The sequence below is a fragment of the Rhizobiaceae bacterium genome (assembly GCA_023953835.1).
Classification (GTDB): domain Bacteria; phylum Pseudomonadota; class Alphaproteobacteria; order Rhizobiales; family Rhizobiaceae; genus Mesorhizobium_G.
The window spans coordinates 2,947,346-2,968,215 of the sequence record JAMLJB010000001.1; the positions used below are offsets into that span (position 1 = coordinate 2,947,346).

18 protein-coding genes and 1 pseudogene are annotated in these 20,870 nt (G+C 62.6%); all 19 read left to right on the forward strand.

Going from position 1 to position 20,870, the window contains the following annotated elements:
• Positions 1-2 precede the first annotated feature (2 nt).
• Positions 3-1,193 (forward strand): NADH-quinone oxidoreductase subunit D, encoded by a 1,191-nt coding sequence (locus tag M9924_13845; GenBank protein MCO5065479.1) that lies wholly within the window; start codon positions 3-5, stop codon positions 1,191-1,193.
• Positions 1,194-2,078 (forward strand): annotated as a pseudogene (gene nuoE, locus M9924_13850) (NADH-quinone oxidoreductase subunit NuoE).
• A 37-nt stretch (positions 2,079-2,115) separates the two neighbouring features.
• Positions 2,116-3,420, forward strand: a complete 1,305-nt coding sequence (nuoF, locus tag M9924_13855; protein MCO5065480.1) for an NADH-quinone oxidoreductase subunit NuoF — start codon at positions 2,116-2,118, stop codon at positions 3,418-3,420.
• 18 nt (positions 3,421-3,438) lie between these two features.
• Positions 3,439-4,026, forward strand: coding sequence for an NADH-ubiquinone dehydrogenase (locus tag M9924_13860; protein ID MCO5065481.1), 588 nt, complete (start codon positions 3,439-3,441; stop codon positions 4,024-4,026).
• 43 nt (positions 4,027-4,069) lie between these two features.
• On the forward strand, positions 4,070-6,148 hold the full coding sequence (nuoG, locus tag M9924_13865; protein ID MCO5065482.1) for an NADH-quinone oxidoreductase subunit NuoG: 2,079 nt from the start codon (positions 4,070-4,072) through the stop codon (positions 6,146-6,148).
• A gap of 7 nt (positions 6,149-6,155) precedes the next feature.
• Positions 6,156-7,199 (forward strand): NADH-quinone oxidoreductase subunit NuoH, encoded by a 1,044-nt coding sequence (nuoH, locus tag M9924_13870; protein MCO5065483.1) that lies wholly within the window; start codon positions 6,156-6,158, stop codon positions 7,197-7,199.
• Complete coding sequence (gene nuoI / locus M9924_13875; protein MCO5065484.1) at positions 7,199-7,690, forward strand: NADH-quinone oxidoreductase subunit NuoI; 492 nt, start codon at positions 7,199-7,201, stop codon at positions 7,688-7,690. The genes nuoH and nuoI overlap by 1 nt, the downstream gene beginning before the upstream one ends.
• A 201-nt stretch (positions 7,691-7,891) precedes the next feature.
• On the forward strand, positions 7,892-8,512 hold the full coding sequence (locus M9924_13880; GenBank protein ID MCO5065485.1) for an NADH-quinone oxidoreductase subunit J: 621 nt from the start codon (positions 7,892-7,894) through the stop codon (positions 8,510-8,512).
• Between the two features lie 2 nt (positions 8,513-8,514).
• On the forward strand, positions 8,515-8,823 hold the full coding sequence (nuoK, locus tag M9924_13885) for an NADH-quinone oxidoreductase subunit NuoK (protein MCO5065486.1): 309 nt from the start codon (positions 8,515-8,517) through the stop codon (positions 8,821-8,823).
• Between the two features lie 19 nt (positions 8,824-8,842).
• A complete protein-coding gene (nuoL, locus tag M9924_13890; protein MCO5065487.1) occupies positions 8,843-10,870 on the forward strand; it encodes an NADH-quinone oxidoreductase subunit L in 2,028 nt (675 codons plus the stop codon).
• Entirely contained in the window at positions 10,870-12,405 is a 1,536-nt protein-coding gene (locus tag M9924_13895) for an NADH-quinone oxidoreductase subunit M (GenBank protein MCO5065488.1), read from the forward strand. Before nuoL ends, M9924_13895 begins: the two co-directional genes overlap by 1 nt.
• 14 nt (positions 12,406-12,419) lie before the next feature.
• Positions 12,420-13,856, forward strand: a complete 1,437-nt coding sequence (gene nuoN, locus M9924_13900) for an NADH-quinone oxidoreductase subunit NuoN (protein ID MCO5065489.1) — start codon at positions 12,420-12,422, stop codon at positions 13,854-13,856.
• On the forward strand, positions 13,853-14,686 hold the full coding sequence (locus M9924_13905; protein MCO5065490.1) for a biotin--[acetyl-CoA-carboxylase] ligase: 834 nt from the start codon (positions 13,853-13,855) through the stop codon (positions 14,684-14,686). The genes nuoN and M9924_13905 overlap by 4 nt, the downstream gene beginning before the upstream one ends.
• A gap of 12 nt (positions 14,687-14,698) precedes the next feature.
• A complete protein-coding gene (locus tag M9924_13910) occupies positions 14,699-16,369 on the forward strand; it encodes a ribonuclease J (protein MCO5065491.1) in 1,671 nt (556 codons plus the stop codon).
• Between the two features lie 23 nt (positions 16,370-16,392).
• Positions 16,393-16,800 carry a methylmalonyl-CoA epimerase gene (mce, locus tag M9924_13915; protein ID MCO5065492.1) on the forward strand — a complete coding sequence of 136 codons (408 nt, stop codon included), beginning with the start codon at positions 16,393-16,395 and terminating at the stop codon, positions 16,798-16,800.
• Complete coding sequence (locus tag M9924_13920; GenBank protein MCO5065493.1) at positions 16,797-17,075, forward strand: DUF1467 family protein; 279 nt, start codon at positions 16,797-16,799, stop codon at positions 17,073-17,075. The genes mce and M9924_13920 overlap by 4 nt, the downstream gene beginning before the upstream one ends.
• Before the next feature lie 462 nt (positions 17,076-17,537).
• Positions 17,538-18,866, forward strand: a complete 1,329-nt coding sequence (locus M9924_13925; protein MCO5065494.1) for a proline--tRNA ligase — start codon at positions 17,538-17,540, stop codon at positions 18,864-18,866.
• Positions 18,863-20,140, forward strand: a complete 1,278-nt coding sequence (locus M9924_13930; GenBank protein MCO5065495.1) for a lipoprotein-releasing ABC transporter permease subunit — start codon at positions 18,863-18,865, stop codon at positions 20,138-20,140. Before M9924_13925 ends, M9924_13930 begins: the two co-directional genes overlap by 4 nt.
• On the forward strand, positions 20,140-20,823 hold the full coding sequence (locus M9924_13935; GenBank protein MCO5065496.1) for an ABC transporter ATP-binding protein: 684 nt from the start codon (positions 20,140-20,142) through the stop codon (positions 20,821-20,823). Before M9924_13930 ends, M9924_13935 begins: the two co-directional genes overlap by 1 nt.
• Positions 20,824-20,870 lie beyond the last annotated feature (47 nt).

The following is a 20,870-nucleotide window of genomic DNA, read 5'->3' on the forward strand; positions in this document are numbered from 1 at the left end:
GCATGGCTGAAACCTCTGTCCGCAACTTCAACATCAATTTCGGCCCGCAGCATCCGGCGGCGCATGGCGTTCTGCGCCTTGTGCTGGAGCTGGACGGCGAGGTGGTGGATCGCGTCGATCCGCATATCGGCCTGCTGCATCGCGGCACGGAAAAGCTGATCGAAGCCAAGACCTATTTGCAGGCCGTGCCCTATTTCGACAGGCTCGACTATGTCGCACCGATGAATCAGGAGCACGCCTTCGCGCTCGCCGTCGAGCGGCTGCTCGACATCGAGGTGCCCCGGCGCGGGCAACTGATCCGGGTGCTCTATTCCGAGATCGGGCGCATCCTGTCCCATCTTCTCAACGTCACGACACAGGCCATGGATGTCGGCGCGCTGACGCCGCCGCTCTGGGGTTTCGAGGAACGCGAGAAGCTGATGGTATTCTACGAACGGGCCTGCGGCGCGCGCATGCATGCGGCCTATTTCCGGCCCGGCGGCGTGCATCAGGACCTGCCACAGAAGCTGGTCGAGGACATCGGCAAGTGGATCGATCCCTTCCTCAAGACGGTTGCAGACCTTGATGACCTGCTGACCGGCAACCGCATCTTCAAGCAGCGCAACGTCGATATCGGCGTCGTCTCGCTCGACGATGCGTGGGCATGGGGCTTTTCGGGTGTCATGGTGCGTGGCTCCGGCGCCGCATGGGATTTGCGCAAGAGCCAGCCCTATGAATGCTATCCGGAGATGGAGTTCGACATTCCGATCGGCAAGAACGGCGATTGCTATGACCGCTATCTGATCCGCATGGAAGAAATGCGCCAGTCGGCGCGCATCATGCGCCAGTGCGTGGACCGTCTGCTCGGCTCCGACGCGAGCGGCCCTGTGTCGAATCTCGACGGCAAGGTCGTGCCGCCGAAGCGCGACGCGATGAAGCGGTCGATGGAAGCGCTGATCCACCATTTCAAGCTCTATACCGAGGGCTATCACGTACCTGCGGGCGAGGTGTACGCCGCCGTCGAAGCGCCGAAGGGCGAGTTCGGCGTGTATCTGGTCTCGGACGGCACCAACAAGCCCTATCGTTGCAAGCTGCGCGCGCCCGGCTTCGCGCATTTGCAGGCCATGGATTTTCTCTGTCGCGGCCACATGCTGGCCGACGTCTCCGCCGTCCTCGGCTCCCTCGACATCGTGTTTGGTGAGGTTGACCGCTAAATGTCTGTTCGCCGTCTCGCAGAACCGGCCTTCCAGCCTCCGGCCTTCGCCTTCAACAAGGCGATGGCTGCGAAGGTCAAGACCTGGATCAAGAAGTACCCCAAAGGCCGCGAGCAATCGGCGGTCATTCCGCTGCTCATGCTGGCGCAGGAGCAGGAAGGCTGGGTTACGCGCGCGGCCATCGAGCATGTCGCGGACACGCTCGGCATGCCGTATATCCGCGTGCTCGAAGTCGCGACCTTCTACACGCAGTTCCAGTTGAAGCCGGTCGGCACACGCGCCCATGTGCAGGTGTGTGGCACGACCCCCTGCATGCTGCGCGGCGCGGAAGAGTTGAAAGAAGTCTGCCGCAAGAAAATCCATCACGACCAGTTCCACACAAATGACAGCGGCACGCTGTCATGGGAGGAAGTGGAATGTCTCGGTGCGTGCGTGAACGCGCCGATGGTGATGATCTTCAAGGACACATATGAAGACCTGACGCCGGAGCGGCTGGCTGAAATCATTGACGAGTTCGAGGCGGGCAAGGGCGGCGAGGTATCTGTCGGCCCGCAGGTTGACCGCTGGTTCTCCGCGCCCGCCACCGGTTTCACGTCGCTGACCGGGGAAAAGCCGAAGAAGAGTGCAAAGCCAAAAGCTGCCGCACCGGCAAAGGCCGCTGCTGCTCCAGTCGCCCCGTCCAACGCCGCAAAGCCGAAAACGGCGGCGGAAGAGACGAGCCCCGCGCTGAAATCGCCTTCAAAGGCAAAGGTGTCACCCGCAGTCGAGAAGGGGGCCAGCGTAAAGGCTCCGAAAGGCTCGGCGAAAGCGGCAAATCAGGCGGAGCCTGCCGTCGAGAAAGTTGCAAAACAGCGCAACTCTCCGAAATCGAAGTCCGGCCCGGCGGCGCCGTCCCGCAAGAAACCGGGTTGAGGGGTGAGCCATGCTTGCTGACAAAGACCGAATATTCACAAACATCTATGGGCGGTTCGACAAGTCGCTGGCGGGCGCGATGTCGCGTGGCTGCTGGGACGGCACGGCGGGCATCATCGCGAAGGGCCGCGAGTGGATCGTCAACGAGATGAAGGCGTCGGGCCTGCGCGGTCGCGGCGGCGCGGGTTTCCCCACGGGCCTGAAATGGTCGTTCATGCCGAAGGTCAGCGACGGTCGGCCTTCCTATCTGGTCGTCAACGCCGACGAATCCGAGCCGGGAACGTGCAAGGACCGCGAGATCCTGCGCCACGATCCGCACACGCTTGTCGAAGGCTGCCTGCTGGCCGGTTTCGCGATGGGCGCGGTCGCCGCCTACATTTATGTTCGCGGCGAGTTCATCCGCGAGCGCGAGGCGCTGCAGCGGGCAATCGACGAAGCCTATGATGCCAAGCTGATCGGCCGGAACAACAAGAACGGCTACGATTTCGAGATTTACGTCCATCACGGTGCGGGCGCTTATATCTGCGGCGAGGAAACCGCATTGCTGGAAAGTCTCGAAGGCAAGAAGGGCCAGCCGCGCCTCAAGCCACCTTTCCCGGCAAATATGGGTCTCTACGGCTGCCCGACGACCGTGAACAATGTGGAGTCAATCGCCGTTGCGCCGACCATCTTGCGGCGCGGCGCGGCGTGGTTCTCCTCCATCGGACGCCCGAACAATGTCGGCACCAAGCTGTTCATGCTGGTCGGCCATGTCAACACGCCCTGTGTGGTGGAAGAGGCGATGGGCATCACCTTCCGCGAACTGGTGGAGACGCATGGCGGCGGTATTCGGGGCGGCTGGGACAATCTGCTGGCCGTCATTCCCGGCGGCGCGTCGTGCCCCGTTGTGAAGGCTGAGGACATCATCGACTGCCCGATGGATTTCGATGGCTTGCGCGAGCGCAAATCCTCCTTCGGCACGGCAGCCGCAATCGTCATGGAGAAGTCCACCGACATCGTGAAGGCGATTGCGCGGCTGTCCTATTTCTTCAAGCATGAAAGCTGCGGCCAGTGCACGCCGTGCCGGGAAGGCACGGGCTGGATGTGGCGCGTCATGGAACGACTGGTGCGCGGCGAGGCGCAGAAGCGCGAGATCGACATGCTGCTGGACGTCACCAAGCAGGTCGAAGGGCACACGATCTGCGCGCTGGGCGATGCGGCGGCCTGGCCCATTCAGGGCCTGATCCGCAATTTCCGTCCGGAGATCGAGCGGCGCATCGATGAATTCACGCGCAACGCGCACAACGCCGCGCCCGTGCTGGAAGCGGCAGAGTAGGGAGTATCGGTCGAGGCGATGGGCGACACTCCGGACAAGGACGACCAGAAGCAGCAGGCGGACGCGATGGACGCCATTGCGCAGGCGACTGCTATCGGCTTCGCCGTCGCCAGCCGCACGATGGAGATGTGGTTTGGTGCGATGTCCGGCTTTGCGCGTGCTTCACGCGAAATGATGGAGCCGCAGATCGGGGAGAAATTGCGCGATGCGCTCAAGAGCGCCGCAGAGCCTTCTCCTGTGCGAGCGGAAGCGCCGGCGGCGGATGCCAAGGTCGTCGATTTGGCCTCGCGGAAACCCTCAGGGAAGGCCGCAACGCCGAAGGTTGAGCAGCCTCTGGTCGCGAAGCGCATGCCCGTCGCAGGCGAGCCGCCGGCAGCGCCCGACGATCTGAAGCGCATCGCGGGCATCGGGCCGAAACTTGAGCAGGTCCTGAACGGGTTCGGCATCTGGACCTATGCGCGGATCGCCGGACTGGAACCGGAGGAGATCGCATGGCTGGACGATGCGCTCGGCCTCAATGGCCGCATCGGCAATGATGGATGGCTGGCCCAGGCCGCAGAGCTTGGCCGGGCCGGAATACAGAATAGAGACAAGGCGGCGGGGTAATCCCACCGCTATGGGTGCGGCTCGCCGCAAGGGTTTGTGACGAATGGCTAAGATCAAGGTCGACGGCAAAGAGATCGAGGTCCCGGACCACTACACGCTGCTGCAGGCGGCGGAGGAGGCAGGGGCCGAGGTGCCGCGTTTCTGCTTCCACGAGCGCCTGTCGATCGCGGGCAACTGCCGCATGTGCCTTGTCGAGGTGAAGGGCGGTCCGCCGAAGCCGGCGGCTTCCTGCGCCATGGGTGTGCGCGACCTTAGGCCCGGCCCGAATGGCGAGGCGCCGGAAATCTTCACGAACACGCCGATGGTGAAGAAGGCCCGGGAAGGGGTGATGGAATTCCTGCTCATCAACCACCCGCTGGATTGCCCGATCTGCGACCAGGGCGGCGAATGCGACCTGCAGGATCAGGCCATGGCCTTCGGCGTCGATGCCTCGCGCTACAAGGAAAACAAGCGCGCGGTCGAGGACAAATATATCGGCCCGCTGGTCAAGACCGTTATGACGCGGTGCATCCACTGCACGCGGTGCGTCCGCTTCACCACCGAGGTGGCGGGCATTTCCGAGCTTGGGCTGATCGGGCGCGGCGAGGATGCTGAAATCACGACCTATCTCGAACGGGCGATGACTTCCGAATTGCAGGGCAATGTCATCGACCTTTGTCCCGTCGGCGCGCTGACCTCGCGTCCGTTCGCGTTCCATGCGCGTCCGTGGGAACTCACCAAGACCGAATCCATCGACGTGATGGATGCCGTCGGCTCGGCGATCCGCGTGGACACGCGCGGCCGCGAGGTGATGCGCATCATGCCGCGCGTCAACGACCAGGTGAACGAGGAGTGGATTTCCGACAAGTCCCGCTTCATCTGGGATGGTTTGCGCACGCAGCGGCTGGACCGACCCTATGTCCGCCGCAACGGAAAGCTTGCAGCCGCCACCTGGCCTGAAGCCTTTGCGGCCATCAAGGAAGCCGTGGACCGCACAGCGCCTGAAAAAATCGGCGCGGTCGCGGGCGATCTGGCGAGCGTCGAGGAAATGTTCGCGCTCAAGCAACTGATGGGGTCGCTCGGCTCGGGCAACATCGATTGCCGTCAGGACGGCACAGTGCTGCACCCGTCATACGGTCGTGCGAGTTACCTTTTCAACCCGACCATCGAGGGCATCGAGAAGGCTGACGCCATTCTCATCATCGGGTCCAATCCGCGCTTCGAGGCTTCGGTGCTGAATGCCCGCATTCGCAAGCGCTGGCGGCTGGACGTACCGGTCGCGGTGATCGGCGACATCGGTGACCTGCGCTACACCTATGAACAGCTTGGCGCCGGAGCGGATACGCTCAAGGAACTTGCCGGCGGCGCAGGCAAATTCTTCAGTGTGCTGAAAAAGGCGAAGCATCCGCTCATCATCGTCGGGCAGGGCGCGGTTTCGCGTACCGACGGCGCGGCGGTGCTCGGGCAGGCGGCAAAGCTGGCGCAGGCGGTCGGCGCGGTCACACTGGAATGGAACGGGCTTGCCGTGCTGCACACGGCGGCCTCGCGCGTCGGCGGGCTGGACATCGGTTTCGTGCCGCAGGATGCGCGCGCAACGGTCGCGCAGGTGATCGACGGCAGCGACCTTCTCTTCCTGCTCGGTGCCGACGAATTCGATATGAAGCGCACCGCAAATGCCTTTGTCGTCTATATCGGGACGCATGGCGATGCGGGCGCGCATAGCGCAGACGTCATCCTGCCGGGCTCCACCTATACGGAAAAATCGGGAACCTTCGTGAACACGGAAGGCCGGGTCCAGTTGACCAGCCGCGCCGGTTTCGCGCCGGGGCAGGCGAAGGAGGACTGGGCCGTCCTGCGCGCGCTGTCGGATGTGCTGGGCCATCGCTTGCCGTTCGATTCGCTGGCGCAGCTTCGCGCCGCACTGCGCGCAGAATATCCGCATCTCGGAGAAGTCGACCGGATCGCGCACGGTTCGCCGGAAGATGTCGCGCGGCTGGCGAAGCTCGGCGGCGCGCTGCGCAAGCCGCCCTTTGTTTCGCCCGTCGGCGACTTTTACCTCACCAATCCGATTGCCCGCGCCTCCGCCGTGATGGCGGAATGCTCCGCGCTGGCCCGGAACGGCTTCAAGCAGGCGGCGGAGTAGGCGCTTCATGGATACCTTCTTCACCTTCTACGTGCTGCCTGCGCTGCTCATCCTGCTGAAATCGGTCGTGCTGATCGTCGTGCTGCTGATCTTCGTGGCGTATATCCTCTACGCCGACCGCAAGATCTGGGCCGCCGTCCAGCTTCGCCGTGGGCCTAACGTGGTCGGACCGTGGGGCCTCCTGCAGGCTTTTGCCGACCTGCTGAAATTCGTGTTCAAGGAGCCGGTCATCCCGTCCGGCGCGAATAAAGGCGTTTTCCTGCTTGCGCCGCTGGTTTCCGCGATCCTGGCCATTGCGGCGTGGGCGGTCATCCCGGTGAATGAGGGCTGGGCGATCGCCAACGTCAATGTGGGCATCCTCTATGTTTTCGCGATCTCGTCGCTTGAGGTCTATGGCGTCATCATGGGGGGCTGGGCCTCGAACTCGAAATATCCTTTCCTCGGTGCGCTGCGGTCCGCCGCGCAAATGGTGTCCTACGAGGTCTCGATCGGGTTCGTCATCGTCACCGTGCTGCTTTGCGTCGGCTCGCTGAACCTGACGGACATCGTGCTGTCGCAACGCGACGGCCTGGGCACGCATCTCGGCCTGCCCAACACGCTGCTCGACTGGCACTGGCTCGGGCTCTTCCCGATGTTCATCGTGTTTTTCATTTCGGCATTGGCCGAAACCAACCGTCCGCCGTTCGATCTGGTCGAAGCGGAGTCGGAACTCGTGGCGGGTCATATGATCGAATATTCGTCCACGCCGTTCCTGCTGTTCTTTCTCGGCGAATATGTCGCGATCGTCCTGATGTGCGCGCTGACCACGATCCTTTTCCTGGGCGGATGGCTGCCGCCCTTCGATTTCGCGCCCTTCACCTGGGTGCCGGGCGTCGTCTGGTTCATCCTGAAGGTCTGCATGGTGTTCTTCATGTTCGCCATGGTGAAGGCCTTCGTGCCGCGCTACCGCTATGATCAGTTGATGCGCCTCGGCTGGAAGGTGTTCCTGCCGATTTCGCTGGCGATGGTCGTCATCACCGCCGCCTTCCTCAAACTGACGGGGCTTGCCTGATGTCTGCTCTTGCACAAGCTGCCAAGTCGCTGCTTCTCAAGGAATTCGTTGGCGCGTTCTTCCTTTCCATGCGCCAGTTCTTCGCGCCCAAGGCGACGCTGAACTATCCGCATGAAAAGGGTCCGGTCAGCCCGCGTTTTCGCGGTGAGCATGCTCTGCGCCGCTATCCCAACGGCGAGGAACGCTGCATCGCCTGCAAGCTCTGCGAGGCGATCTGTCCGGCGCAGGCCATCACCATCGAGGCCGGGCCGCGCCGCAACGACGGCACGCGCCGCACCGTCCGCTACGACATTGATATGGTGAAGTGCATTTATTGCGGCTTCTGCCAGGAGGCCTGCCCGGTGGACGCGATTGTCGAGGGACCGAATTTCGAGTTCGCGACCGAAACCCGGGAAGAACTTTACTACGACAAGGACAAGCTGCTTTCGAACGGCGACCGCTGGGAGCGCGAGATCGCGCGCAACATAGCGATGGATGCGCCGTACCGATGATGTGAAGCAAGGCGCTGGCTCTTTCCTTTCCCGTTTTTCGCGGGGCGAGGCGGAGCGAGGGGCAGCGTCAACAAGAATATGGACGGATACATTCGGCCCGTCTAAGGAACCACGCGATTTTGCAGGCCCGCCGGGCGGCGAAATCTGGATGGAAAGGGGCGGCGCTCCTTTCCGCGAGACTATGCAAACCGGGGGAACCCCATGTTGAACGGATTAGAGGCGATCTTTTTCTATCTTTTCGCCTTCATCGCGGTGGCGTCGGCCTTCATGGTCATTTCGGCGCGCAACCCCGTGCATTCTGTGCTGTTCCTCATCCTGACCTTCTTTAACGCGGCAGCGCTTTTCCTTCTGACCGGCGCGGAATTTCTCGCGATGATCCTGCTCGTCGTCTATGTCGGCGCGGTCGCCGTGCTTTTCCTGTTCGTCGTCATGATGCTGGATGTGGATTTCGCGGAACTGAAGCAGGGCGCTCTGCAATATGCTCCGGTCGGCGCGCTGGTCGGAATCATCCTTGCAGCCGAGCTGATCGTCGTCACCGGCGGCTATGCATTTGCGCCGAAGCTCGGCCAGAGCGTGGCCCTGCCGACGCCCGACATTGCGACGCGCAACAACACCGCCGCGCTCGGCGACATTCTTTACACGGACTATATTTTCTACTTTCAGGTTGCCGGCCTCGTGCTGCTGGTCGCCATGATCGGCGCGATCGTGCTGACGCTGCGCCACAAGCAAGGCGTCAAGCGCCAGTCGATCCCGCAGCAGGTCGCGCGCACGCCGGAAACGGCGATTGAAATCAAGAAGGTCGAAACGGGCAAGGGCATCTGATCATGCAGGTCGGCATCTCTCATTTTCTGGCCGTTTCGGCGATCCTGTTTACGCTCGGCGTGTTCGGCATCTTCCTGAACCGGAAGAACGTCATCGTCATCCTGATGTCGGTCGAACTGATCCTGCTCGCGGTCAACATCAACTTCGTCGCGTTTTCGGCTGCGCTGGGGGATCTGGTGGGCCAGGTCTTCGCGCTGTTCGTGCTGACGGTCGCCGCTGCGGAAGCTGCGATCGGGCTTGCAATTCTGGTCGTTTTCTTCCGCAACCGCGGTTCCATCGCGGTGGAAGACGTCAACATGATGAAAGGTTGAGAAGCGCGCCATGGATCAGATGTATCTGGCTATCGTCTTTCTGCCGCTTCTCGGCTTCCTGATTGTCGGCCTGTTCGGCAATTCACTGGGCGCCAAGGCGTCGGAATACATCACTTCCGGGTTTCTGGTGGTTTGCGCGCTGCTCTCGTGGGTGGCCTTCTTCCAGGTTGCGCTGGGTGACACCGAGGCATTCACCGTGCCGGTGCTGCGCTTCATCGAATCCGGCGCGCTTCAAGCTGACTGGGCCTTGCGCATCGACACGCTGACGGTGGTCATGCTGGTCGTGGTCAATACGGTCTCGTCGCTGGTGCACATCTATTCCATCGGCTACATGCACCACGATCCGCACAGGCCGCGCTTCTTCGCCTATCTGTCGCTGTTCACCTTCGCCATGCTGATGCTGGTGACCTCCAATAATCTGGTGCAGATGTTCTTCGGCTGGGAAGGCGTCGGTCTCGCTTCCTATCTGCTGATCGGCTTCTGGTACCAGAAGCCCTCGGCCAATGCCGCGGCGATCAAGGCATTCGTTGTCAACCGCGTCGGCGATTTCGGCTTTGCGCTCGGCATTTTCGGCGTGTTCGTACTGTTCGGCACGATCAATTTCGACACGATCTTCGCCAATGCCGCGACCTACCTGCCGGTGGCCGCCGAACATGGCGCGGAAGCTGCCGCCCAAGGGGCAGATGCTGCCGTCGCGCATGGCGAAACAGTGCTGACCTTCCTTGGATACCACCTCGACAAGGCAGCGGCGATGACGGTCGTTTGCCTGCTGCTGTTCATGGGCGCGATGGGTAAGTCGGCGCAGGTGCCACTGCACACCTGGCTGCCGGATGCGATGGAAGGCCCGACCCCGGTCTCTGCACTCATCCATGCCGCAACGATGGTCACGGCGGGCGTGTTCATGCTGGCGCGCCTGTCGCCGCTGTTCGAGCTGTCGCACAGCGCGTTGACAGTGGTCACCTTCATCGGCGCGTTCACGGCCTTCTTCGCCGCGACCGTCGGGCTGGTGCAGAACGACATCAAGCGCGTCATCGCCTATTCGACCTGTTCGCAGCTCGGCTACATGTTCGTCGCGCTCGGCGTCGGCGCATATGGCGCAGCAATCTTCCATCTGTTCACCCACGCCTTCTTCAAGGCGCTGCTGTTCCTCGGCTCGGGCTCGGTCATCCACGCGATGTCGGACGAGCAGGACATGCGCAAGATGGGTGGCATCCGCAAACTGATCCCGACCACCTACTGGATGATGGTCATCGGCACGCTGGCGCTCACAGGAGTAGGCATTCCGGCCACGATCATCGGCACCGCCGGTTTCTTCTCCAAAGACGCCATCATCGAGAGCGCCTTCGTCGGCCACAATGCGGTAGCCGGTCTCGCCTTCGCGCTGCTGGTCGTGGCGGCCTGCTTCACGAGCTTCTATTCTTGGCGGCTGATCTTCATGACCTTCCACGGCAAGCCGCGCGCCAGCCATGAAGTGATGCACCACGTGCATGAATCCCCTCCCGTGATGCTGGTGCCGCTGTTTATTCTGGCCGTGGGCGCGATCTTCGCGGGCGTGCTGTTCCACGATTATTTCATCGGCGAAGCCTATGCCGAGTTCTGGAAGCAGGCGCTGTTCACGCTGGAAAGCAACCACATCCTCCACGACATGCACAATGTGCCGGTCTGGGTGAAGCTGTCGCCGTTCGTGGCGATGCTGCTCGGCCTGCTGGTGTCGTGGCACTTCTATATCCGCGACCCGCAGGCGCCGGTCCAGTTGGCCGCGCGCCATCACGGGCTTTACCAGTTCCTGCTCAACAAGTGGTATTTCGACGAATTGTACGACTTCCTGTTCGTCCGGACCGCGAAACGGCTCGGCTACTTCCTGTGGAAGAAGGGCGACGGCGTGGTCATTGACGGGCTTGGACCGGACGGCATCTCGGCGCGCGTCGTCGATGTCACCGACCGGGTCGTCAAGCTGCAGACCGGATATCTCTACCATTATGCGTTTGCCATGCTGATCGGTGTCGCCGCGCTCGCCACCTGGATGATGCTCGGGGGTTCATTCTGATGATCGACTGGCCGATTCTATCCACGGTCACCTTCCTGCCGCTGCTTGGCGCGCTGCTCATCCTGTTCATCGCGGATGAGGGTGAGAACGCGCGGCGAAACATCCGCGCCGTCGCGCTGTTCACGACCGTTTTCACCTTCGTCGTTTCCTTGTGGATCTGGGGCGGGTTCGACAATTCGATGCCCGGTTTTCAGTTCGTCGAAAAGGTCGGCTGGCTCGGTTCGAGCGTGTCGTACCATATGGGCGTCGACGGCATTTCGATGCTCTTCGTCATCCTGACGACCTTCCTGATGCCGCTTTGCATCCTCGCCTCATGGGAGTCGGTGGACAAGCGGGTCAAGGAGTACATGATCGCCTTCCTGCTTCTGGAAACATTGATGATCGGCGTGTTCTGCGCGCTGGACATCGTGCTCTTCTACGTGTTCTTCGAGGCCGGGCTGATCCCGATGTTCATCATCATCGGCGTCTGGGGCGGCAAGCGGCGCGTCTATGCGTCGTTCAAGTTTTTCCTCTACACGCTGCTCGGCTCGGTGCTGATGCTGCTCGCCGTCATGGCGATGTACTGGCAGGCGGGCACGACCGACATCCCAACGCTGCTGACGCATGATTTCCCGGCCAATATGCAGACATGGCTATGGCTGGCCTTCTTCGCGTCCTTCGCGGTGAAGATGCCGATGTGGCCGGTGCACACCTGGCTGCCGGACGCCCACGTCGAGGCCCCGACGGCAGGTTCGGTCATTCTGGCGGGCATCCTGTTGAAGATGGGCGGCTACGGCTTCCTGCGCTTCTCGCTGCCGATGTTCCCGCTGGCCTCGGAATATTTCGCGCCTTTCGTGTTCACGCTTTCGGTCGTCGCCATCATCTACACCTCGCTGGTCGCGCTGATGCAGGAGGACATGAAGAAGCTGATCGCCTATTCCTCCGTCGCCCATATGGGCTACGTGACCATGGGCATCTTCGCCATGAACCAGGAAGGCGTGCAGGGCGCGATCTTCCAGATGCTCAGCCACGGCCTCGTGTCCGGCGCGCTGTTCCTCTGCGTGGGCGTGGTTTACGACCGCATGCACACGCGTGAGATCGCCGCCTATGGTGGCCTCGTCAACAACATGCCGAAATATGCCGTCGTGTTCCTCATCTTCACCATGGCGAATGTCGGCCTGCCGGGCACCAGCGGTTTCATCGGCGAGTTCCTGACCCTCCTCGGCGTGTTCAAGGTGAACACCTGGGTCGCTCTGTTCGCGACGACCGGCGTCATCCTGTCGGCGGCCTATGCGCTGTGGCTCTACCGCCGCGTGATGATGGGCGCGCTGACCAAGGACAGCCTCAAGGGCCTGCTCGACCTGTCGTTGCGCGAAAAGGTGGTGATCTACCCGCTCGTCATCCTGACGATCTTCTACGGCGTCTATCCGGCGCCGATATTCGACGCCACCTCGGCGTCCGTGAAGAACCTCGTCGATCAGGTTTCGATCTCAATTCAGGCGGCGCCGCAGGCAGCCGCCGCGCCGGCTGCGGAAGCGCCGGTGGAAGCGCATTGACAGGATAGGGCAAGATGACCCCAGACCTTTCCCTCAGCCTCTCGCTCGCCACGCCGGAAATCATCATCGCCGTCGGCGCGCTGGCGCTGCTGATGATCGGCGCTTTCTCCGGCGAGCGCGCCAACACCACGGTGACGGGTCTTGCGGTCGCGATCCTCGCGGGCGCGGGCGCATGGATGTTGCTGTTCACGGGCGACGGCCTCGCTTTCGGCGGCGCATTCCTCGCGGACCCGTTCGCGCGTTTCATGAAGGTGCTGACGCTGATCGGTTCGATTGTCACGCTCATCATGTCGGTGGGTTTCGCCAAGGCCGAGAAATTCGACAAGTTCGAATATCCCGTGCTCATCATGCTTTCGACGCTCGGCATGATGCTGATGGTGTCGGCCAACAACATGATCGCGCTTTATCTCGGGCTGGAACTGCAATCGCTGGCCCTCTACGTCGTGGCGGCGATCAATCGAGACAGCGTGCGCTCCACCGAAGCGGGCCTGAAATATTTCGTGCTGGGTGCGCTCTCGTCCGGCATGCTGCTCTACGGCATCAGCCTCGTCTACGGCTATACCGGCCATACCGGCTTTGCGGAAATAACCGCCGCGCTGGATGGCGGCGAGCGCCAGCTTGGCCTTGTGTTCGGCCTCGTCTTCGTGCTGGCCGGCATCGCCTTCAAGATTTCGGCGGTTCCCTTCCACATGTGGACACCGGATGTCTATGAGGGTGCACCGACCCCGGTAACCGCCTTCTTCGCGGCGGCTCCGAAAATGGCGGCAATGGCGCTGCTGGTGCGCGTCACGGTCGGGGCCTTCGCTCCGGTCGCGCATGACTGGCAGCAGATACTGGTGTTCGTCTCCATCGCCTCAATGGTGCTGGGCGCGTTCGCGGCCATCGGCCAGAAGAACATCAAGCGGCTGATGGCCTATTCCTCAATCGGGCACATGGGCTATGCGCTGGTCGGCCTCGCGGCGGCAAACGAGGCGGGCGTGCGCGGCGTCATCATCTACATGACGATCTACCTCGCCATGACCCTCGGCACCTTTGCCTTTATCCTTGCCATGCGGCGGCGCGATGGAAATGTGGAGCAGATCAGCGACCTTGCCGGCCTGTCCAGCACCAATCCGGCGATGGCCACCATACTGACCATCCTGATGTTCTCGCTGGCGGGCATTCCGCCGCTCGCGGGCTTCTGGGGGAAGTGGTACGTCTTCCTCGCTGCCATCGACGCGAAGCTCTACACGCTGGCAGTCATCGGTGTTCTCGCCTCGGTGGTGGGCGCGTATTACTATCTGCGCATCATCAAGATCATGTGGTTCGACGAGCCGGTGGGCGGATTCCAGCCTATGGCGGGTGAGCTTCGGCTTGTGCTCGGTCTGTCGGGTGCATTCGTCCTGCTCTACATGCTTTTCATGGGGCCGCTTGAGGCAGTCGCGCAAACGGCGGCCAAGACCTTCTTTTGACCGGTTTCGCGCTTTCACCGACCGCCGAACTGGCGGGCTTCAGGCTTGAGGCATTTCACAGCGTCGGCTCAACGAATGTGGTGGCGCTCGACCGTGCGCGTGCAGGCGATCGCGGCAATCTTTGGATCGCGGCGCTCAGGCAGGAGACCGGGCGTGGCAGGCGTGGGCGTGCATGGTCAACGCCCGAGGGCAATCTTGCAGCCACGCTGCTGGTCGTGCTGGACGGCGATTTCCAGCATGCGGCGACGCTGGGATTCGTGGCCGGTCTGTCTCTCGCGGATGCGCTGGACGCCGTTGCTCCGGGCAGCACCGTTCATATCGCACCCGACGGCGGGAGTGCGGGACGTAATCGTTTCGAGCTGAAATGGCCGAACGACGTGCTCGCGAACGGGGCCAAGATGGCTGGCATCCTGCTGGAGTCCTCCATGCTGGCCAGCAACCGGATGGCGGTTGCCGTCGGCATCGGCGTGAATGTCGTCGAGCATCCGCGCGACGTTCCATATCCGGCCACCTCGCTGTCCGCGCTGGGCGCGGCGTGCGATGCGCAGAGGCTGTTCCTCGCCCTTTCGGACGCCTGGGTCACGCATTTCGGCGACTGGCGCGGCGGGCAGGGGCTACGCGGCATTCGCGACCGCTGGCTTGATCGCGCGGCAGGATTGGGCGGCGAAGTCGCCGTGCGCATCGACGGCGAGGTGAAGCGCGGTATATTCGAAACGATCGATGAGGATTGCCGTTTCGTGATCCGCGAAGCGGGCGGAGAGCGGTTGACCATTTCGGCGGGCGACGTGCATTTCGGCGCGGTGGCGTCGGCAGGCGCTGCACAGATTTGACGGGGAATTCATATGGCGGACACCAACAATGCCGAGCTTGTATTCGTGCCGCTCGGCGGCATAGGCGAGATCGGCATGAACTTCGCGCTCTACGGCTTCGGCCCGGCACAGAACCGGGAATGGATCGTGGTCGATGTGGGCGTCACCTTTCCCGATGAGAAGCATCCCGGCGTGGACCTGATCCTGCCCGACATTCGCTTCATCGAGGAGCATGCCGAAAACCTGCGCGGCATCGTCATTACCCATGTCCACGAGGACCACTACGGCGCGCTGACCGACCTTTGGCCGCGCCTCAAGGCGCCCGTCTGGATGACACCGTTCGGCGCGGGCCTGCTGGAGGCGAAGCGGCTGTCGGAGCAGGGCGCCCCCGACATTCCGGTGCAGATCTATCGCGGCGGTGAGAAATTCATGGTCGGGCCGTTCCAGGTCGAGGCCGTGCCGGTTGCCCATTCCATTCCCGAACCCATGGCGCTGGCGATCACGACGCCCGCCGGAACCGTGGTGCACACGGGCGACTGGCGCATCGATTCCGCTCCGCAGATCGGCCCGAAAACGGACGAGGCGCGGCTGCGCGCCATCGGGGATGCGGGGGTGCTGGCGCTGATCTGCGATTCCACCAATGCCATGCGCGAGGGCGAATCGCCCTCTGAAAAGGCGGTCGGCGAGAGCCTTGAGAAGGTCATCTCCGAGAGTGCCGGGCGCGTCGCCATCACGACTTTCTCCTCCAATGTCGGGCGGGTGCGTTCGATAGCGGAGGCCGCCGCGCGAGCCGGTCGGAAGGTGCTGCTGCTCGGCCGCTCGCTCAAGCGCGTCGTCGGCGTCGCAACAGAACTCGGCTATATGGACGGTCTCGCGCCGTTTCTGGCCGAGGAGGACTATTCCTACATTCCTCGCAAGGAACTCGTGGTGATCTGCACTGGCAGCCAGGGCGAGCCGCAGGCAGCACTGGCGAAGCTGGCGCGGGAAGAGATGAAGGCGGTTCCGCTGACGCCGGGCGATACGGTCATCTTCTCCTCGCGGGGAATTCCGGGCAACGAGCGTCCGATTCTCGAAGTCAAGAACCGGCTGATCGACCTCGGCATGCGCATCATCGAGGATTCGGATGCGCTCGTGCACGTGTCCGGTCACCCGCGCCGGGGTGAGTTGCGCCAGATGTACGAATGGGTGCGCCCGAAGATCGGCGTGCCCGCCCATGGCGAGGCCGCGCATCTCGTGGCGCAGGGGTCGCTGATGGCGATGTCCGGCATTCCGCAGGTCGCGCAGGTGCGCGACGGCGATGTGCTCCGGCTGTGGCCCGGTGCGGCGGAGATCGTCGATCAGGTGCCATTCGGGCGGCTCTACAAGGACGGCATTCTGGTCGGTACCGACGAGGAAATGGGCGTGCGCGACCGCCGCAAGCTGTCCTTCGCCGGGCATGTCGTGGTCAATGTGGTGCTGGACGAACGGCATGACCTTGCCGGCGACCCGGACCTCGTGGCAATCGGCCTGCCTGCATCGGATGCCCGGGGCGAGGATTTTGAGGAATTGCTGCTGGATGCGGCAATTGGCGCTGTGGATTCCATCCCGCGTCAGCGCCGAAAAGACCTCGACGTCGTGCGGGAATCGGTGCGCCGCGCCGTTCGCAGCACGGCAAACCAGACGTGGGGCAAGAAGCCGCTGGTCACCGTGTTCGTGACACGGTAGCTGTCGCAAACAGGGAGCGCGCAATGCTGGGTCGTCTCAATCACGTCGCGATTGCCGTGCCGGACCTCGACGCCGCCACCGCGCTATATCGCGACACGCTCGGCGCGAAGGTAACCGCGCCGCAGTCGCTGCCGGAACATGGCGTCACTGTCGTTTTCATCGATACGGGAAACACCAAGATCGAGTTGCTGGAGCCGCTGGGTGAAAGCTCTCCAATCGCGGCTTTCCTCGAAAAGAATCCGGCGGGCGGCATGCACCACATCTGCTATGAGGTCGACGACATCCTCGCCGCCCGCGACCGCTTGAAAGCACAGGGCGCGCGGGTGCTCGGCGACGGGGAACCGAAAACCGGCGCGCATGGAAACCCCGTGCTGTTTCTCCACCCGAAGGATTTTCTCGGCACGCTGGTCGAATTGGAGCAGGCCGGATGAGCTGGTTTTCCGCCTTCGCGATCTACTTTGTCGTGTGGTGGCTGGTCCTGTTCGCCGTGCTGCCCTGGGGGCTCAAGACCCAGGACGAGGACGGCGAGGTAACGCTCGGCACAGTCGCAAGCGCGCCACGCGGGCCGCACGTGCTGCGCGCGATGCTTTGGGCCTCTGTCGTGGCGTTCATCGTCTGCGCCGGGTTTCTATATCTTACGCGCGGCCTTGGATACACGTTCGACGATATTCCTCGCCTCGTGCCCGATTTCGACAAGCCGAACTAAAACAGTTCCGGCGCTGGCGGGTGAGGGCTGCGAGAGTGCGGGGAGGGGGATATTAGAGCATCACGTTTGCTCTGAACTGCACAAAAAAAATGCAAGGCTGTAAGCCTTGCAATTTAACGCGTTCCGATCCGTATTCCGGCTTACCGGCGGCAGCGAGCGAGCGCGCCCAGATCACATCCTCCCAAGACTTTGACCGCGTAGAGAGGGCGAATTGTTTTTCGCCCATTCGATTATGGAGCGGCACAATAGACTAAGGCCGGGCGACCTGTCACGAAAAATGTTGCGTTGAAATGCACAGATTCTGTGCTGCGCTGCACAATTCTCTGCCATTCGGCAATGTGATGCGCCGAACCCGCTTTGCGGGCCTGCTTTTGGTTTCCATTCCGCCACGAAATGGCTATTAAGCCGGTTCAAATCCAAACTTCGCGCCGATTCATCACGGCCATCTTCACGGACATATGAATGCGTCTGTCACGCTATTTCCTGCCCATCCTGAAAGAAAATCCCCGCGAAGCCGAAATCGTCTCGCACAGGCTGATGCTGCGGGCCGGCATGATCCGCCAGCAGGGGCAGGGCAGCTTCACAATGCTGCCGCTGGGCAAGCGCGTGCTGGACAAGGTCTGCCGGATCATCCGGGAAGAGCAGGACCGCGCGGGCGCGCTTGAAATCCTGATGCCCACGATCCAGTCCGCCGAGCTGTGGCGCGAGAGCGGTCGCTATGATGACTACGGCAAGGAGATGCTGCGCATCAAGGACAGGCAGGAGCGCGAGCTTCTCTATGGTCCCACGAACGAGGAGATGGTGACGGAAATCTTCCGCGCCTATGTGAAATCCTACAAGGACCTGCCGCTGAACCTCTATCACATACAGTGGAAGTTTCGCGACGAGGTGCGGCCCCGCTTCGGCGTCATGCGCGGTCGCGAATTCCTGATGAAGGATGCCTATTCCTTCGACCTCAATTATGAGGGGGCAAAGGCGGCGTACAACCGCATGTTTGTCGCCTATCTGCGCACCTTCACGCGCATGGGCCTGAAGGCGATCCCGATGCGCGCCGATACCGGCCCGATCGGTGGTGACCTCAGCCACGAGTTCATCATCCTTGCGGAGACGGGCGAAAGCCAGGTCTTCTGCCATCGCGATTTTCTCGACCTGCCGGTGCCGGGCGAGGCGACCGATTTCGGCAATGACGTACAGATCGCGGACATCGTAAAGGAGTGGACCACGCCCTACGCGGCAACGGACGAAATGCATGACGAGGCCGCCTGGGAGAAGATTGCCGCTGCCGACCGGCTGTCGGCGCGCGGCATCGAGGTAGGCCACATTTTCCACTTCGGCGAGAAATATTCGAGGCCGATGGGCGCGAAGGTGCAAGGGCCGGACGGCAAGGAACACTATGTCTCCATGGGGTCCTACGGCATCGGCCCGACGCGGCTGATTGCCGCCATCATAGAGGCGAGCCATGACGAGGCCGGCATCATCTGGCCGGAAACGGTCGCTCCCTTCGACGTCGGGCTCATCAACATGAAGGCAGGCGACCACGATTGCGACCGCATTTGCGAGCAGCTCTACGATGCATTCCAGGCGGCGGGAAAGGACGTGCTCTACGACGACACGGACCAGCGCGCGGGCGGCAAGTTCGCGACCGCCGACCTGATCGGCCTGCCGTGGCAGGTCATCGTCGGCCCGCGCGGCGCAGCAGCCGGCGAGGTGGAGATCAAGAGCCGCCGCACGGGCGAGCGTGAGACCGTTTCGCTGGCAGTTGCGCTGGCTCGTTTTGGAGGAACCGAATGAGCACAGCCACCGCGCGCGGGGCCGGGCCTTTCTCCGCCTTCGAGCGGATGGTGGCGTGGCGCTACCTGCGCGCCAAGCGCAAGGAAGGCGTCACTTCCATGGTGGCGATCATATCCTTCGCCGGCATCATGCTCGGCGTTGCGGCGCTCATTGTCGTCATGGCGGTGATGAACGGTTTTCGCGCGGAGTTGCTGGACAAGCTGCTCGGCGCAAACGGCCATCTCATCATAGCGCCCGTAGACACGATGATGGACGACTATGCGGCGGTTGCCGACCGCGTCGGCAAGGTTCCCGGCGTGCGCCTCGCCATTCCACTGATCGAGGGGCAGGTGCTGGCGCAGGGCAACACGCCGTCCGGGAATGGCGCGCTGGTGCGTGGCATCCGGGGGTCCGACCTGACGCGCGTGGATCTCGTCGCTAAGAACATCAGGCAGGGTACGCTGGAGAATTTCGACGCCAGCGAGGGCGTCGCCATCGGCCAGCGGTTGGCGGATTCGCTCGGGCTGGTGCTCGGCGACACGATCACGCTGATCTCGCCGGACGGCGACGTCACGCCCATCGGCACCACGCCGCGCGTGAAAGGCTATCCGGTCGTCGCGATCTTCGAGGTCGGCATGTCCGAATATGATGCCTCGGTTGTCTACATGCCGCTGTCCGAGGCGCAATTGTTCTTCAACCTGGAGAACATCGCGCAGAGCATCGAGCTTTATCTGGATGCTCCCGATGCGGTGGATTCCATAAAGGGCCCCGTCGAGGAGGCCGCGCAACGGCCCGTCTACCTGACCGATTGGCGCCAGCGCAACCAGACCTTCTTTTCCGCCTTGCAGGTCGAGCGCAATGTCATGTTCATGATCCTGTCGCTGGTCGTACTCGTCGCCGCGCTCAACATCATTTCCGGGCTCATCATGCTGGTGAAGGACAAGGGCCGCGACATCGCAATCCTGCGCACAATGGGCGCGACGCGGGGCGCGGTGATGCGAATATTCCTGATGACGGGCGCCACCATCGGGCTGGCAGGCACGGCAGCGGGTGTGCTGCTCGGCTACATCATCTGCCTGAACGTGGAATCGATCCGGCAGTTCTTTTCGTGGCTGACGGGCACGATATTGTTCAACCCGGAGCTCTATTTCCTCAGCAAACTGCCCGCCAAGATGGACCCCGGCGAGGTGCTGTCCGTCGTGGCGATGGCAATGGTGTTGACCTTCTTTGCCTGCATCGTGCCGGCATGGCGCGCGGCCCGGCTCGATCCCGTAGAGGCATTGCGTTACGAATAATGGCCCAACCTACCATTGTCGAACTCAAGGGCGTCGAGCGTCACTACAGGCAGGGGGAGCGCAAGCTCGTCATCCTGTCCGGCGCGGATTTCGCGCTGCGTCGCGGCGAGATGGTCGCGCTGGTCGCGCCTTCGGGCACGGGCAAGTCGACGCTGCTCCACACTGCGGGCCTTCTGGAGCGCCCCGACGGCGGCGAGGTCTATGTCGGCGGCAAGCCCTGCGGCAGGCTGAGCGACGATGCCCGCACCGCGATCCGCCGCAACGAGATCGGCTTCGTCTATCAGTTCCACCATTTGCTGCCGGAATTTTCCGCGCTGGAAAACATCGTCGTGCCGCAGATGGTGAAGGGCCTGTCCCGCTCCGAAGCGGCAGCGCGCGCGGCCCAGTTGCTGGACTACATGCAGATCGGCAACCGCGCCAACCATCGGCCGGGAGAGCTGTCCGGCGGCGAGCAACAGCGGGTCGCCATCGCGCGCGCCGTCGCCAACGCGCCGCAAGTGCTGCTTGCGGATGAGCCGACCGGCAATCTCGACCCCAAAACCGCTCACTATGTGTTCGATGCGCTCGAAGCGCTGGTGCGCCAGTCGGGTCTTGCCGCGCTGATCGCCACCCACAATTTTGAACTTGCGGGCCGCATGGACCGCAGGGTTACGCTGGCCGAGGGCCGCATCGTCCCGCTTTAACGGCGGCGACATTTCATTATAAATTGCTTTATTAGTATTATATGCAT

Coding starts and splice junctions, on each gene's coding strand:
- nuoG (MCO5065482.1), top strand. CDS start 4,070: ATGGCTAAGATCAAGGTCGACGGCAAAGAGATCGAGGTCCCGGACCAC.
- M9924_13880 (MCO5065485.1), top strand. CDS start 7,892: ATGTTGAACGGATTAGAGGCGATCTTTTTCTATCTTTTCGCCTTCATC.
- nuoN (MCO5065489.1), top strand. CDS start 12,420: ATGACCCCAGACCTTTCCCTCAGCCTCTCGCTCGCCACGCCGGAAATC.
- mce (MCO5065492.1), top strand. CDS start 16,393: ATGCTGGGTCGTCTCAATCACGTCGCGATTGCCGTGCCGGACCTCGAC.
- M9924_13860 (MCO5065481.1), top strand. CDS start 3,439: ATGGGCGACACTCCGGACAAGGACGACCAGAAGCAGCAGGCGGACGCG.
- M9924_13925 (MCO5065494.1), top strand. CDS start 17,538: ATGCGTCTGTCACGCTATTTCCTGCCCATCCTGAAAGAAAATCCCCGC.
- M9924_13910 (MCO5065491.1), top strand. CDS start 14,699: ATGGCGGACACCAACAATGCCGAGCTTGTATTCGTGCCGCTCGGCGGC.
- M9924_13935 (MCO5065496.1), top strand. CDS start 20,140: ATGGCCCAACCTACCATTGTCGAACTCAAGGGCGTCGAGCGTCACTAC.
- nuoL (MCO5065487.1), top strand. CDS start 8,843: ATGTATCTGGCTATCGTCTTTCTGCCGCTTCTCGGCTTCCTGATTGTC.
- M9924_13930 (MCO5065495.1), top strand. CDS start 18,863: ATGAGCACAGCCACCGCGCGCGGGGCCGGGCCTTTCTCCGCCTTCGAG.
- M9924_13920 (MCO5065493.1), top strand. CDS start 16,797: ATGAGCTGGTTTTCCGCCTTCGCGATCTACTTTGTCGTGTGGTGGCTG.
- M9924_13895 (MCO5065488.1), top strand. CDS start 10,870: ATGATCGACTGGCCGATTCTATCCACGGTCACCTTCCTGCCGCTGCTT.
- nuoK (MCO5065486.1), top strand. CDS start 8,515: ATGCAGGTCGGCATCTCTCATTTTCTGGCCGTTTCGGCGATCCTGTTT.
- M9924_13845 (MCO5065479.1), top strand. CDS start 3: ATGGCTGAAACCTCTGTCCGCAACTTCAACATCAATTTCGGCCCGCAG.
- nuoH (MCO5065483.1), top strand. CDS start 6,156: ATGGATACCTTCTTCACCTTCTACGTGCTGCCTGCGCTGCTCATCCTG.
- nuoF (MCO5065480.1), top strand. CDS start 2,116: ATGCTTGCTGACAAAGACCGAATATTCACAAACATCTATGGGCGGTTC.
- nuoI (MCO5065484.1), top strand. CDS start 7,199: ATGTCTGCTCTTGCACAAGCTGCCAAGTCGCTGCTTCTCAAGGAATTC.